Annotated in this window: 11 protein-coding genes; 3 read left to right on the forward strand and 8 right to left on the reverse strand. The window is 73.2% G+C overall.

Annotated elements, in window-relative coordinates:
- Positions 1-107: 107 nt before the first annotated feature.
- Positions 108-743, forward strand: a complete 636-nt coding sequence (locus tag ACZ6ZR_RS26825) for a GNAT family N-acetyltransferase (protein WP_465646446.1) — start codon at positions 108-110, stop codon at positions 741-743.
- A gap of 95 nt (positions 744-838) precedes the next feature.
- On the opposite strand, the gene trxA is transcribed toward ACZ6ZR_RS26825, so the two are convergent.
- The 7 genes from trxA to ACZ6ZR_RS26860 form a co-directional block, all read right to left on the reverse strand.
- Positions 839-1165, reverse strand: a complete 327-nt coding sequence (gene trxA / locus ACZ6ZR_RS26830) for a thioredoxin (protein ID WP_465646448.1) — start codon at positions 1163-1165, stop codon at positions 839-841.
- 65 nt (positions 1166-1230) lie between these two features.
- The gene (trxB, locus tag ACZ6ZR_RS26835; RefSeq protein ID WP_465646450.1) at positions 1231-2199 is read right to left on the reverse strand and encodes a thioredoxin-disulfide reductase; all 969 of its coding nucleotides are present in this window, start codon (positions 2197-2199) and stop codon (positions 1231-1233) included.
- A gap of 194 nt (positions 2200-2393) precedes the next feature.
- The gene (locus ACZ6ZR_RS26840) at positions 2394-3251 is read right to left on the reverse strand and encodes a zf-HC2 domain-containing protein (protein WP_465646452.1); all 858 of its coding nucleotides are present in this window, start codon (positions 3249-3251) and stop codon (positions 2394-2396) included.
- Positions 3248-3961, reverse strand: a complete 714-nt coding sequence (gene sigM, locus ACZ6ZR_RS26845; protein WP_465646454.1) for an RNA polymerase sigma factor SigM — start codon at positions 3959-3961, stop codon at positions 3248-3250. Before sigM ends, ACZ6ZR_RS26840 begins: the two co-directional genes overlap by 4 nt.
- A 13-nt stretch (positions 3962-3974) precedes the next feature.
- Positions 3975-5948, reverse strand: coding sequence for a protein kinase family protein (locus ACZ6ZR_RS26850; RefSeq protein WP_465646456.1), 1974 nt, complete (start codon positions 5946-5948; stop codon positions 3975-3977).
- A gap of 221 nt (positions 5949-6169) precedes the next feature.
- Positions 6170-8527, reverse strand: a complete 2358-nt coding sequence (gene murJ / locus ACZ6ZR_RS26855) for a murein biosynthesis integral membrane protein MurJ (protein ID WP_465646458.1) — start codon at positions 8525-8527, stop codon at positions 6170-6172.
- Between the two features lie 44 nt (positions 8528-8571).
- Positions 8572-11007, reverse strand: coding sequence for a hypothetical protein (locus ACZ6ZR_RS26860; protein WP_465646460.1), 2436 nt, complete (start codon positions 11005-11007; stop codon positions 8572-8574).
- A gap of 460 nt (positions 11008-11467) precedes the next feature.
- Here ACZ6ZR_RS26860 and ACZ6ZR_RS26865 point away from each other — a divergent pair, with 460 nt between their 5' ends.
- Complete coding sequence (locus tag ACZ6ZR_RS26865; RefSeq protein ID WP_465646511.1) at positions 11468-12928, forward strand: CCA tRNA nucleotidyltransferase; 1461 nt, start codon at positions 11468-11470, stop codon at positions 12926-12928.
- 53 nt (positions 12929-12981) lie between these two features.
- Here ACZ6ZR_RS26865 and ACZ6ZR_RS26870 read toward each other — a convergent pair whose 3' ends face one another.
- Positions 12982-13467, reverse strand: a complete 486-nt coding sequence (locus tag ACZ6ZR_RS26870) for an LppU/SCO3897 family protein (RefSeq protein WP_465646462.1) — start codon at positions 13465-13467, stop codon at positions 12982-12984.
- A gap of 471 nt (positions 13468-13938) precedes the next feature.
- On the opposite strand from ACZ6ZR_RS26870, the gene ACZ6ZR_RS26875 reads away from it, so the two are divergent.
- Positions 13939-14430 (forward strand): hypothetical protein, encoded by a 492-nt coding sequence (locus ACZ6ZR_RS26875; RefSeq protein ID WP_465646463.1) that lies wholly within the window; start codon positions 13939-13941, stop codon positions 14428-14430.
- The last annotated feature ends 7 nt before the right edge of the window (positions 14431-14437 follow it).

A 14437-nucleotide genomic window follows, 5' to 3' on the forward strand; every position in this document is an offset into this window, starting at 1 on the left:
TGTTTCACGTGAAACATGCACCCGCCGCCGTTTCGGGTGAGAGTGTTCCGGTGGGCTGACGGACCGTCGGGAGCAGGCCGGCGGGGGAGCGCTGAGGAGGCGTGGGCGTGGGGCGAAGGATCGTTCCGTTGACGCTGGACAATCTGGCGGACCTTCCGCTGCCCTGCCGCTCCTGTGTGTTCTGGGAGCTGGACCCGGTGAGCGGCAAGGCGGCCGAGGAGAGCGGCAAGCCGGAGCTGGAGAAGGAGGGCTGGATCTCCGCCGTGCTGCTGGAGTGGGGCTCCTGCGGCCGGGTGGTCTACGTGGACGAGCGCCCGGTCGGCTACGTGCTCTACGCACCGCCCGCGTACGTGCCGCGCTCGGCCTCCTTCCCGACCAGCCCGGTCTCGCCGGATGCGGTGCAGCTGATGGTCAGCCGGCTGCTGCCGGGCTACCAGCGGCAGGGGATCGGGCGGGTGCTGGTGCAGACCGTGGTGAAGGACGTGGTGTCCCGGGGCTTCAAGGCGGTGGAGGCCTTCGGCGCGGCGGGCCGCGAGGTGCCCAGCTGTCTGCTGCCGGCCGACCACCTGAGGGCGGTCGGCTTCAAGACCGTCCGGCCGCACCACCGGTACCCCCGGCTGCGGCTGGAGGCGCGCTCCACGCTCTCCTGGAAGGGCGACGTGGAGACCGCGCTGGAGCGGCTGCTCGGCGGGGCCAGGGCCAGGGGCGGCCCGCGCAAGGAGCCGGCCCTGCGGCCGTTCTGACGGCCGGGGACACGGCCACTGGCTACTGGACGACGAGACGGCGAGGGGCCCCGGGTGGATACCCGGGGCCCCTCGCCGTCAGGGTGTGGTGATCCCTAGAGGTACTCGGCCAGCTCGCGGAGGAGTGCGGCCTTCGGGCGGGCACCGGTGATGCTCTTCACCAGCTCGCCGTTCTGGTAGACGTTCAGCGTCGGGATGGAGATCACGCCGTACTGGGCAGCGGTGCCCTGGTTGGCGTCCACGTCCAGCTTGGCCACGGTGAGCTTCTCAGCGTGCTCGGTGGCGATCTCCTCGAGGATCGGGGCGACCTGGCGGCACGGGCCGCACCAGGTGGCCCAGAAGTCGACCAGGACGGGCTTGTCGCTCTTCAGGACCTCGGCGTCGAAGGTCGCGTCGGTCACATCGATGGTGGCGCCGGCCACGGGAACTCCTAAGGGTCAGAACGGGGGTGTGCTGGTGTGAACAACGCGCGGCGTCGTTCTGTTTCTCAGACCGCGACGGCGGCGGTGGCCTGGGCGGCCTCGTGGTCCAGGGCGGCCAGGTAGCGCTCGGCGTCCAGTGCGGCGGCGCAGCCGGTGCCGGAGGCGGTGATGGCCTGGCGGTAGGTGTGGTCCACCACGTCGCCGGCGCCGAAGACGCCGGGGATGTTGGTCCGGGTGGAGGGGGCCTCGACCTTGAGGTAGCCCTCGGCGTCCAGCTCCAGCTGGCCCTTGAAGAGCTCGGTGCGCGGGTCGTGGCCGATCGCGATGAACAGGCCGGTGACCGGCAGCTCGCGCTTCTCGCCGGTGGTGGTGTCGCGCACGGTCAGGCCGGTCAGCTTCGGGTCGCCGTGGATCTCCTCGACGGCGGTGTCCCAGGCGAAGCCGATCTTCGGGTCGGCGAAGGCCCGCTCCTGCATCGCCTTGGAGGCGCGCAGGCTGTCGCGGCGGTGCACGACGGTGACCGACTTGGCGAAGCGCGAGAGGAAGGTGGCCTCCTCCAGGGCGGTGTCGCCGCCGCCGACCACCGCGATGTCCTGGTCGCGGAAGAAGAAGCCGTCGCAGGTCGCGCACCAGGAGACGCCGCGGCCGGAGAGCTTGTCCTCGTTCGGCAGGCCGAGCTTGCGGTGCTGCGAGCCGGTGGTGACGATCACCGCGCGGGCCCGGTGCACGGTGCCCTCGGAGTCGGTGACGGTCTTGATCTCGCCGGTGAGGTCCACCGCGACGATGTCGTCCGGGATCAGCTCGGCGCCGAAGCGCTCGGCCTGGGCCCGCATGCTGTCCATCAGCTCGGGGCCCATGATGCCGTCCCGGAAGCCGGGGAAGTTCTCGACCTCGGTGGTGTTCATCAGCGCACCGCCGGCCGTCACCGCGCCCTCGAAGACCAGGGGCTTGAGGGAGGCACGGGCGGTGTAGAGCGCAGCGGTGTATCCGGCAGGGCCGGACCCGATGATGATCACGTTACGGACGTCGCTCACTGCTTCTCCTGGTTCGCATCGCGGCCCGCGCTGTGCGGGAGGGCGGTCCTGCTCCGCCGCCGGGGACAACGACTGACCAGTCTCCCTCATTCCCGGGCCCGGCCGTGACAGGCGCTCGCAGAGTGGGCGGTCCGGTGGGACAACGTCACCTGGGCGCCCGTTCTCCGGCCGGACGGGAGGGCGCTGAGGGTCCGTCAGCCGGCCGGGACGGTGCGGTGCAGCAGGGTGCGGCAGTCGGGGGTGACCAGGTAGGTGTCGTACCGGTCGGTGCCGAGCGGGAAGACCAGGGCCGTCACCGGCTCCGATCCGTAGCGGCCGGTGCCCTGGGCCAGCGGCCGTCCGGACGGCAGGCCGGCGCAGTGGGCGGCCGCCGTGGCCGCCTCCGCGCTGGGGGAGGGGGAGTTGGAGGGGCCCAGACCCATGTCGCCGGAGCCCGGGGCCTCGGGGGGCTGGGCGGAGAGCGACCCCTTGCCGGCGGAGACCGCCTGGCGCTGGCTGCTGACCAGCCGCTGGACCTCGGCGGGAAGCCCCTCGTCGGTGAACTCGGAGCGGGCGCTGTCGAACCCGCCCACGGCGGCGGTACCGGCCTTGGCAGACCCGGAGGCCGTGGAGGCGTCCTGACTGGTCGGCAGGTCCCGGAGCAGGACGCCGGCCAGGACGGTCCCGAGCATCGCGAAGGCCGCGCCGAGCAGTACCCGGCGGTGCATCCGCCGGCGCTGCGGCGAACGGGCCCGCAACCCGGACCGCTGCCGGGCCCGCGCCTCGGTCCGGCCGGCCGGGAGGACCACGGGGGCGGCCGCCTCGGCGGCCAGGGCGGCGTCGATCCGCTCGGCCACCTCGGCGGGCAGCCCGGGGGAGGGCAGCGAGCCCAGCAGCTCGCTCACCTCGGCCAGGGCGGCCAGGGTGTCGGTGCACTCGGGGCAGCCGTCGAGGTGGGACCGGAGGGCGTCGGCCGTCCCGGGGTCGGCGAGGCCCTCGGCCAGGTCGGCCAGCAGGTCGACGTCGGGGTGGTCGGTGCCGGACCAGGGCTCGGCGGGGGAGGAGTGGTTCATCGCGGGGTCACGTCTCCTCTCAGGGCCTGGCCGGGACTCGGCTGCTCTGGGACGGGCGGGGTGGCGTTCCGGTTCCCGTCTCCCGTTTCACGTGAAACATCGCCGGAGGGCGGGGCGGGGGCGGGGTCCGTTTCACGTGAAACGGACCGCAGGTGGCGCACCAGCGGCAGCAGCTTGGCCCGCCCACGGGCGCAGCGGCTCTTCACCGTGCCGACCGGCACGCCGAGCACCTCGGCCGCCTCGGCCACGGCGTAGCCCTGCATGTCGACCAGCACCAGGGCGGCCCGCTGGTCCGGTGGCAGGACGGCCAGCGCGGCGGTCACCTCCCGCTGGAGCTCGGCCCGGACCACCACCGCCTCGGTGGCCTCGGCGCTGCCCAGCAGGCGGTCCAGCCGGTGCTCCTCCTGGTCCAGCGGGGTGGCCGGGCGGCTGGCCGAGCGGCGGGCCCGGTCCAGGCAGGCGTTGACCACGATCCGGTGCAGCCAGGTGGTGACGGCCGAGCGGCCCTCGAAGGTGTGGGCGGCCCGGAAGGCCGACACCAGGGCGTCCTGGAGGGCGTCGGCGGCCTCCTCGCGGTCGCCCAGGGTGCGCAGGGCGACCGCCCACAGACGGTCCCAGTGGCGGCGCACCAGCACGCCGAAGGCGTCCGGGTCGCCGGCCGCGTGCCGCGCCAGCAGGGTGGCGTCGGGGAGCTCCTCCGTCACCGCCACCCCTCTCCGTCCGTCAGCCGATGACCTTCACCTCGGCGATCCGGCCGCGGTACTGACTGTCCACATCCTTGGGGATGCTGGTGAGCCAGAGCAAGAGGTAACGGGTGGTCAGCGGCTGGCCGGGCTTGAGCTCGACCTGGGTGCCCTGCTGGGTGGCCACCGGGCTGCCGAAGGAGGCCAGGCCGGTCTTGTCCGCGCGTGGTGCGGAGGCGGTGCCCTTGGGCTGCGCGTAGAGCTCCATCGTGCTGCTGCCGGCGAACTGGACCTGCACCGAGCTGACCTGCTGTTCGCTGCCGAGGTCGACCAGCAGCCCGGTGCCGGCCCGGTAGCCGCCGCCCAGGGGGTCGTAGTAGCCGGAGGTGGACCAGGCGGTGGACGGGTCGCCGTCGAAGGCCTTGGGCACCTCGCCGACGTGCTCCGGGTCGGTGCCGAGCGCGTTGAAGGAGGACATGCCCGAGATCGCGAGGGTCTTGCCGGGCGGGGCGGCCGGGTCTCCGGAGGTGCTCGGGCCGGTGCTCGGCCGCTGGTCGTGGAGGTCGGCCTCGGAACGGTCGTTGTAGTAGCTGACGAGCTGCCAGGAAGCCACGCCGATCACCGCCAGCGCGACCACCGAGGCGGTCAGCCGGACCAGCCGCCGCAGCCGCGGGCGGCGGTGGCGGGGCAGCTGCTGGAGTGCCTCGGTCGGCGCCGGCCGGCCGTGGTTCGGCGGGGCGGCGTGCGGCGAGGGGTGCTGGGCGAGGTGGTGCTGCGGCCGGCCCTGCGACGGCTGGGGCCGGTGCGGGCGGGGCGGCAGCGGCGGCGGGGTGAACGAGGGTGCGGGCTGCTCGGGCTGACGGACCTTCGGCATCAGCGCGATCGCCTTGGCCAGCTCCTCCGGCGTGGTGATCGGCTCCTGGTGGTGCGGCGGGGTCTCGCACAGCGCCCGGGCGGCCAGCTCGGAGAGGCCCTTGTGGACGCCCGCCTTGACCTGCTCCGGCGGTACGCAGTCCAGCCCCTTCGGCACCCCCTGAAGGTCGTAGCGGTCCTCCGGGTAGGGCCAACGGTGCGTCAGGGCGGCGAACAGCAGCGCCCCGATGGCCCGGGTGTCGGTCCGGGAGGCGTCCTCGTCGGGGATCCCGCGCAGCGCGGCGTCCACCGCGATGCCGTTGATCCGGTACTGGCCGCTGTCGGTGCGCAGCACGCACCTCGGGGTGAGCCGCAGGTGGGCCTGGCCGCGCCGGTGCGCGGCCGCGATGGCATCGGTGACCTGACGGACCATCTGGTACGCCTCGTAGGGCTCCAACGGGCCGTCGGCGAGCAGCTGGGCCAGGTCGGAGGCGCCGGGCAGCCACTCCCGGACGACGTAGACGTGGTCGCCGTCCTGGACCGCGTCGAGCACCTGGACGAAGCGCGGATCGCCCAGCAGGGCGGCCGACTTGGCGGCGGCCAGCACTCCCCGGGCGCGCTGGTGGCCGGCCGAGAGCAGGTGCACGCCGACCGGGCGGCGGAGCTTCTCGTCCACCGCGCGCCAGCTGCTGAAGTGCTCGGACTGGGTGATGCAGTCCTCCAGCCGGTACCGGTCGGCGATCCGGTCGCCGCTGTGCCGCACCGGGGCGGGGCGGAGAAGCGGCAGCTCGCCGGTGGGCTGGTCGATGGTGGCCGCCAGCTCCTCGGAGGTGGCGGCGGGGGCGTCGGTCGCGTCGCCGGCGTCGGCCTCGTCGGCGGAAGTGGCCTGAACGGCCTTCCGGGCCGCTTCGGCGGCGACCTCGGTCGGGAGCTCGGCCGCGCCCTTGGAGGTGTCCCCGGCCGGACCGCCGGTGCGCTCCGACAGCGGTGGCCGGTCGGCGAGTTCGGCGGCGATCTCGGCGGTGGAGAGCGGGGCGGTGGCCTCGGACGCCCGCTCCGCCGGGCCGTCGGCCCGCAGGTCCGAGAGCTCACCGAGTGCGGTGGCCACCGCCGTGTCGTCCGTCGCGGACGTGTCGACTACCGCCTTGGTGCCATCAGCCACCGTTGTCCTGCCTCCCCTTGCGTCGCCCCGGGTTCCGGAAAGTCGGCCGTCGGCCCGTCCCCGGAGGGCGGCGGCGTGCCAGGACAATTGTGCCCACTCTTCCTCCCCTGCTACGACCGCTGGACGAACCGACCGGTTGCGTTCCGGCCGTGTCGGGCCGGAGTTCACCGGTCGGTGGGTTGCGCGGGCCCCGGGAAGGCCCGGGCCGGACTGACGGTGGGTCAGCGCCCGAGCCTGCTACGCACCATACCGATCATCGCGTTGAGCTCCTCGATCCGCATCCGACGGGCGATCAGGGCGAAGACGGCCAGTTGCAGCCCGCCGGCCAGCACCAGGGTGACCACCGAGCCGGGCCAGTCCCCGATCGCGCCGGTGAGCAGGTCGTTCAGCAGCAGTCCGGCGCCCGCGCCGACCGCGGCGGCCGGCACCGAAGCGATCGCCAGCCGGACGTAGGTCTTGGCGATCCGGCCGGTGTCCAGTCCGCCGATCCGCGCCTTCAGCTTGGGCACCGCCACCGCCACGCCGACGGCGTAGGCGAGCCCGTAGCCGAGGGCCATCCCGGTGACCGCCCACTGCGAGGGCAGCAGGTACCAGCAGAGCACCGCGAAGGCGGCCTGACAGCCCGCCACCCAGACGGTGTTGGCGAACGGGGTACGGGTGTCCTCGTAGGCGTAGAAGCCGCGCAGCAGCACGTACTGGACCGAGTAGGGGATCAGGCCCAGGGCGAAGGCGGAGAGCATGTAGCCGATCGCGGTGGTGCCGTGGGCGACCGAGCCGCCGTTGCCGAAGCCGTAGATCGCGCTGCCGATCACCGGGCCGAGGGCGAGGAAGAGGAAGGCGGCGGGCACGATCGCCACCGCCGAGGTGCGCAGCCCGTACGAGAGGTCGTCGCGGACCGCCCCGGCGTCGCCGTCGGCGGCCGAACGGGAGAGCCGGGGGAGCACCGCGCTCATCACCGAGACGGTGATCACGGCCATCGGCAGCTGCCAGATCAGCAGCGCGTTGGAGTACGCGGCCAGGCCGACGCCGAGGTGCCCGGTGGCCTCGGCGGCCGAACCGGCGGCGGTGGCCAGCTGGGTGATCACCAGGTACCCGGCCTGGTTGGCCAGGACGAACAGGAAGGTCCACTTGGCCAGCCGGGCGGCCTTGCCGAGGCCGTGGCCGCGCCAGTCGAAGCGGGGCCGGAAGCGGAACTCGGCCGCCCGCAGGTAGGGCACCATCGCCAGGGCCTGGACGGCCAGGCCGAGCAGGGTGCCGAGGCCGAGCAGCCGGATGCCCTCGGGGGCGATGGTCCCCGGGGTCACCTCGCTGTGCTGGAAGGTGCCGTAGACCCAGATGTACATCCCGAAGGTCGCGATCACCACGACGTTGTTGAGGACCGGGGTCCACATCATCGCGCCGAACCGGCCCCGGGCGTTGAGGATCTGACCCATCACCACGTGGATGCCCATGAAGAAGATGGTCGGCAGGCAGTACCGGGCCAGCGCCACGGTGGTGTCCGCGCTGGCCGGGTCCTTCATCAGCGAGTGCGAGATCAGCTGCACCAGCAGCGGCGCGCCGAGTACGGCCAGGAAGGTCACCCCGGCCAGGCCGACCATCACCACGGTGAGCAGGCGGTTGGCGTAGGCGGTGCCGCCGTCCTCGTCGTTCTTCATCGCCCGGACCAGCTGCGGTACGAAGACCGCGTTGAGCGCGCCGCCGCCGATCAGGATGTAGAGCAGGGTGGGCAGGGTGTTGGCCGCGTTGTACGAGTCGCCCATGGTGCCGACGCCGATCGCGGCGGCGATCACCATGGTGCGCAGGAAGCCGGTGCCGCGGGAGACCAGGGTGCCGGCCGCCATCAGGGCACTGGAGTTGACCAGGCTGGCCACCTTGCCGCCGGCCGCGGGCCTGGCCGGTCCGGCCGCCTCGCCCGCCTCGGCGGGCTGACCGGCCGCCACGGGGGGCGTGAGCGGGGTGGCGGGCGGGCCGATGGCCTCGGCCTCGGAGAGCGGCGGGTCGAACTCGATCGGCGGGACGTAGGGCTCGCCGCGGTCCGGGTGGTCGCCGTTGCCGCCACCGCCCTTGACGGCCGCGGCCGCAGCCGCGGAGCCGCCGGTGGCGGTGAGCAGGCCGTCCACGCCGACGTACTCGGCGGCCGGGTCGGCCGGGTCGGCGGCGGGTACGGGGACGGCGGCGGGCTCGGCGAGCGGTTCGGCGGCCAGCGAGGCCCAGCGCGGCGCCGGGGCGGTCAGGCCGGTCTCGGCGGGCCGCTGCCGGGAGGGCTGGAGCAGCCGGAGGGTCTGCGGGTCGTCGGGGTCGGCCGGTCCGGCGGCGGCTGCGGGGGAGGCGGGGTCGGCCGTCAGGGCTTCGGCGGCCGCCTCCGGGGCCGGGTGCTGCGGGGGCACGGCCGCGGCCGGGGCGCGCAGCCCGTACGGGTCCGCACCCGGCGCGGTCGGGTACGGGTCCTCCGCGTAGGGGTCCTGGGCGTAGGTGTCCGCCAGGTACCAGTCGGCGGACCGGTCCGCGGAGCGGCCGTCCTGCCCCGCGGCGCGTCCCTGATCACGTCCCTGTGCTCGGTCCTCGCGCGGCCCGCTCATGCCACCTCATCGCTGGTCGGGTACGTCCGCCCGGGCGGGGCGGCTCAGTGACCCACCTTCTCATCACCGGAGGCGTCTTCCCCGGCACCTGCGCCGCTCTCCCGCGGCGTGCCTCCGGCCGTCCGGCCCGTCCCGGCGGCCGCGGCGGCGGCCGGGGCGGCGGCCGGGGCGGCGGCCGGGGCGGCGGGCTCGCCGTCGGCGTCGGCCGGGGCGGGGGTGGCGGTCTCCAGCGGGGCCTCGGGGTCCTCCTGCGGCTCGTCGGCCCGCTTGCGGCGCTGGAAGGTGAAGCGGACGGCGGCCAGCAGCATCAGGATCACGCCGCCGCCGATGACGTACAGCACGCCGGAGGTGACCGAGGTGACCTCCACGCTGAAGGCCATCGGCTCGCCGTACGGGTAGCCGTTGGTGGTCTCCAACTGGGCGGTCATCGGGACCGGGCCGTTGCTCTTGGCCCGGGCGTTGAAGCGCAGGGTGCGGCTGGTGACCGCCTCGACCACCACGGGGTCGGCGCCGCCGACGTGGACCCGGTTCGGCTGGCTGGAGGAGAGCCTGATCCGCAGGTTGCCGACCGCCTGGTTGAGGTCGTTCTTCATGCTGACCAGGACGATCCCGTTGTCACCTGCGAGGGTGACCGTGCTCTTGGGGGTGAGCTTGACCGCGCCGATCAGGCCGTCCAGGTAGTTCTGCACGCCGGCCCGGTAGGTGGAGCCGGCCGGGCCCTGGTCGCGCCACTGGGTGGACATCGAGCGGACCATCGCGGCGTTGAACGGCCCGCGCACCTTCTGCGGCTGGGTGAGGATGAAGAGCAGCTGGTCCAGCTTGCCCTGAATGCCCATCACCTGGGCCAGGGTCTCCCGGGAGAGCTCGCCGGCCCGGAGGTGCTGCGGGTACTCGCCCGGTCCCGGGACGTAGCTGTTGGCCCGCTGGTCGGCCGGGGCGGTGGCGACGGCGTCCAGCTTCACCAGCTTGACCCAGCCGCCCTGCTGGGCGGCGGTCACCGACTTGGCCAGGGTGTCGGCCGCGGTGCCGTCGAGGTTGCGCGGGGGCAGTACCAGCAGGGTGCGCGGGTCCGGCCGCTGACGGTTGACCGTCATGGTCTCGGCGAGGAAGCGCTGGATCGTCGCGTTCTGCGCCTGAGTGGTGCTCAGGTCCTGCTGGAAGAGGTCGGAGATGGCGGCGTCGGCGACCACGGCGGTCTGCCCGTTGCCGATCGGCCGGGCCGCGTTCGGGGTGTACTCCAGCCCGTTGTCGGGGAACGCGGAGCCGCTGGCCAGCAGCACGTTGTCCCCGGTGGTGCGGGCCACCTCCGCGATCTGCTGGTCCAGTTGGCCCTGGTAGGGCCAGGCCACGTTGGAGCTGACGTCCACCGAGAGCCGGCCCTCGGTGGTCACCTCACCGGCGGTGTGGGCCTTGCGCAGCGCGGTGTCCATGCCGGGCAGGTCGGCGCCGTTGTGCGCGATCGAGGCCAGGTCCGGGTCGGCGTAGGGCAGCGAGACCACCTGGCTGCCGGCCGTGGCCACCGCCGCACGCAGCAGCTTGAGCCACTCGACGGCGGCGTCCCGGCCGGTGCCGGGCACGGTGTTCTCCTCCTTGGCCGACTCGCCCGCGGTGCCGGGCTTCTGCACCCGGTAGTTCCGGGTCATCGCCAGCACGGTGTCCAGCAGGTCCGGGTCGACCACCCAGGTCAGGCCGGGCAGCTCCTTGCCGGTCTGCACCAGCTGGTACAGCCGCCCGCCGGGGGCCAGCTCGGTGGCCAGCGAGTCGTCCCGCAGCACCGCGGTCTGGTCGTTCTCGGTGCCCATGGTCTGGGCGACCAGCTCCGGGGCGTGGGTGATCGGCCAGACCACCGCGAGCTGGGTCGGGGCCGGGGTCGGCTCGGAGTTGTAGGGGAGGAAGGTGCGGGCGATCCCGAGGGTGTGGGAGGAGTCGTCGTCCGGGGTCTTGCCGGAGGCGTCCACCGCCAGCTCCAGCACGCCGCCCTTGTTCGGCTTGAGGTCGCCGACCGGCAGGTTCACGGTGAAGGTGTGGCTCTCGCCCGGGGCCAGGTCGCCCAGCTTCTCGCGGCCCGCGGTGGTGATGGGGGAGCCGTCCTGCGTGAGCGGGTCGTCGCGACGGACGACCGCGTCGATACCGCTCCGGGTGGTCACCTGCCTCGCGGTCCGCAGCCCCGCCTCGACCTCCTTGATCGGCGACGGGCCGCCGTTGGTCACCTTCCCGGTGACGGTGACCCTGCTCTGCGGGGTCGCCACCCGGGGGTCCACCGTGTCGATGGTCACCACCGCCGGGTACTCGGCGGAGGCGGTCGGCAGGGAGAGCGAGGGTGGCCCGCCGTCGGCCAGCGCCGGCCGGGCCGAGGCCGGCAGCGTCCCGCAGGTCAGCAGCGCGGCGGCGGCCAGCAGCCCCGACAGCGGCCGGACCCATCGGCGCGGCCGGGACCGGTCCGCCGTGCTCTGCCCCTGGTGCCGCACCGGCTCACCCACGCGTGTCGACCTCGCCGTTCTGGATCGGAGGGCTCTGGATCGGATGGAACTCGATGGAACTCGAAGGAACCGATCCAGAGCTGGAAGGGGATCTGGAAGGGGGATACCGCAGCGGCAGCCGAGGCCCGGGCCGGGATCTCACCACCGGCATGGTAACGAGGCCGGTGGCGCGCTGGTGTTGCGGGCCGGGGGCTCACGGGGCGTGACCGGCCGGCCGGACTCCGGGCGGGGTGCGTGCGGGCTCCGTCCGACGGGTCGTCACCTTCCGTGCCGGGGCGGGCGGGTGGCCGGAGTGCGCCCGGTCCGGGGCCTGTGGTGCGGCAGTGGTGCGGCGCACGTCGGGTGAACCGGAAGAAACCGGGCGGCGGACAGCCGGGGAGGGCACGTACCCTTGTGAGCCGTGTCCACTGCCAATGATCCCGGCGCCCAGCCCGCCCGTGTCCAGCCCGCCCGCGCACCGCTGTCCAGCACCGAAGCCGTCCGCTCCGCCGCCCCCGGCCTGACCGAGGCCCAGGCCCGCGGCCTGCAAGAGCTGCTCCGGGTCTCCCCGGTGGCCGACGAGATCGCCGGACGGTTCCGGGCGGCCGGGCACCGGCTGGCCCTGGTCGGCGGCTCGGTCCGGGACGCGCTGCTCGGCCGGCTCGGCAACGACCTCGACTTCACCACCGACGCCCGCCCCGAGCAGGTGCTCAAGCTGGTCAAGGGCTGGGCCGACGCGGTCTGGGACGTCGGCATCGCCTTCGGCACCGTCGGCGCCCGCAAGGACACGGCGGACGGGTCGTTCCTGATCGAGATCACCACCTACCGCAGCGAGTCCTACGACCGCACCTCGCGCAAGCCCGAGGTCAGCTACGGGGACAGCATCGAGGAGGACCTCGTCCGGCGGGACTTCACCGTCAACGCGATGGCCGTGGACCTGCCCGACCGCGGCTTCGTCGACCCGCACCGCGGGCTGGACGACCTGGAGGCCCGGGTGCTGCGCACCCCCGCCACCCCCGAGGAGTCCTTCTCCGACGACCCGCTGCGGATGATGCGGGCCGCCCGCTTCGCCGCCCAGCTGGACTTCACCCCGGCGCCCGAGGTGGTCGCCGCGATGACCGCGATGGCCGAGCGGATCACCATCGTCTCCGCCGAGCGGGTCCAGGCCGAGCTCAACAAGCTGCTGCTCGCCGACCACCCGGTCAAGGGCCTGCGGCTGCTGGTCGACACCGGGCTGGCCGCGCACGTGCTGCCCGAACTGCCCGCCCTCCAGCTGGAGAGCGACGAGCACCACCGGCACAAGGACGTCTACGAGCACTCGCTGACGGTGCTGGAGCAGGCCATCGCCCTGGAGTCGGACGGCCCCGACCTGGTGCTGCGGCTCGCGGCGCTGCTGCACGACATCGGCAAGCCGCGCACCCGCCGCTTCGAGTCCGACGGGCGGGTCTCCTTCCACCACCACGAGGTGGTCGGCGCCAAGATGACCCGCAAGCGGATGCGGGACCTCAAGTACTCCAAGGAGCTCACCGAAGAGGTCTCCCGGCTGGTCGAGCTCCACCTGCGCTTCCACGGCTACGGCGGGGGGGAGTGGACCGACTCCGCGGTGCGGCGCTACGTCACCGACGCCGGCCCGCTGCTGGAGCGCCTGCACAAGCTGACCCGCTCCGACTGCACCACCCGCAACCGCAAGAAGGCCGCCGCCCTCTCCCGGACGTACGACTCCCTGGAGGAGCGGATCACCGTCCTCAGGGACCAGGAGGAGCTCGACGCCGTCCGGCCCGCCCTGGACGGCAACCAGATCATGCAGCTCCTCGACCTCAAGCCCGGCCCGCAGGTCGGCCGCGCCTACAAGCACATGCTCGAACTCCGGCTGGAGAACGGGCCCATGGAGCACGACGAGGCGGTGGCCGCCCTCAAGCAGTGGTGGGCCGAGCAGGACTGACCTTCTTTCAGAAGGTCAGTGGGGGCGTCCGGTCCGGGCGCCCCCACAGACGTCTACTTCTCGAGCAGGTGCAGGCAGAGGGAGAACTCGGTGCCGTAGCGGCCCTCGACGTACTGCACGTCGGTCTCCGGGAAACGGTCGCAGGCGTGCCTGTTGGGGCTGTCGTCCACCCGGCCGACGACCCGGGCCTGGGCGTCCGGGTCGGAGCACTTGACCACCGACAGATCCGGGCGGCGGTTCTCCGCCGCCAGGTCGCCGTGGAGCTCCTGCACGCAGTCGCCGACCACGGCGCCGGAGGGCAGGGTGCTGTCCACGTTGACGAGCACGGCGATCATGGCCAACGGGACCAGGAACCCGAGCACCGCGGCACGGCGGAAAACCGGCTTGCCACGGTCCATCGGCTGACCAGGTGCGCCCGGTATCGGCTCGGCGAGCTGGTTGACCCTCCACCGGTGCGGCAGGTTGACCAGCATGGTGATCGGGTTCGCCAGCATGGAGATCGGCCCCCACCACCCCTGCCAGAGGCTGTTCGCCGTCATCCGGCGGTGCGTGGCGATTCCGCAGCTCCGGCAGAACGGGCCCTCCTGCCAGAGGAACTTCATGTACAGCACGAGGCCCCGGTGACCGCGGAAGGTCGCTTGGACGGCCGGCGCCGACCCGCAGAACCTGCAGAACGGCCCAGGGAGCAGTTGGCCCACCGGCGGAGGCGGTTGGGGAAGCGGTGCGGACATGGAAGACCCCCGGGGTGATTCGTACGGTGAACGAGAACGCCGCAAGCTATCGACCCGGAGATCAACGGCGACAGCGAGTTTCCCGGACGGTGGGGGAAATGACACCCGGCCGTGATCACCCGCGCCGTGACCAAGATCGCCTGAACACCTGTCGCTTTAGCGGATCCGCTCGATCGTGTGCTCCAACTCATCGGCTCTGGTGGGTGGTTGGTGGGACGTGGTGGCCTGTTCCTGGGAACGGGAAGTACCCGGTTCCCGGAGAGGAGTACAGCCATGGCTGTGGACGCGGTGCTGTTGGAGTCCCCGACGATGCGGGCGGTGGTCGCGGAGCGGGTGGAGGTGCTGGACCGGGTGAAGGTGCTGGTGCTGCTGCCGGACGGGGTGCACGTCACCACGGAGGGCGTGGCGCGGTACTTCGGAGTCGGGGAGACGGTGATCAAGGCGGTCGTCCATGACCACCGGAATGAGTTGAAGGCCAACGGCTACCGGGCGATCGCGGGTGCTGAACTGAGTTGCTTCAAGCAACTCTGTCGTATCGAGTCCCGCGCCAGGTCACTCGCGCTGTTCAGCCGGCGAGCCGTGCTGAACGTGGCGATGCTGCTGCGGGACAGCGAAACCGCACGTCAGGTGCGGTGCCACCTGCTGGACGCGGAGGAGACCTGGCGCCACGGGCCTGTGGATAACCCTGTGTACCGGCCTGTGGACAACCGGTCGCGCTACCCCGAGGGGTCGGTGGACGCGGCGGTGGCGCGGGTGGCGGGGGGAGGGTGAGGGGGCG

The sequence above is a fragment of the Kitasatospora sp. NPDC088742 genome (assembly GCF_055584905.1).

Excerpts from the sequence above, each read along its gene's own strand:
- ACZ6ZR_RS26840 (WP_465646452.1), bottom strand. The coding sequence starts at position 3,251 with ATGAACCACTCCTCCCCCGCCGAGCCCTGGTCCGGCACCGACCACCCC.
- murJ (WP_465646458.1), bottom strand. The coding sequence starts at position 8,527 with ATGAGCGGGCCGCGCGAGGACCGAGCACAGGGACGTGATCAGGGACGC.
- ACZ6ZR_RS26870 (WP_465646462.1), bottom strand. The coding sequence starts at position 13,467 with ATGACGGCGAACAGCCTCTGGCAGGGGTGGTGGGGGCCGATCTCCATG.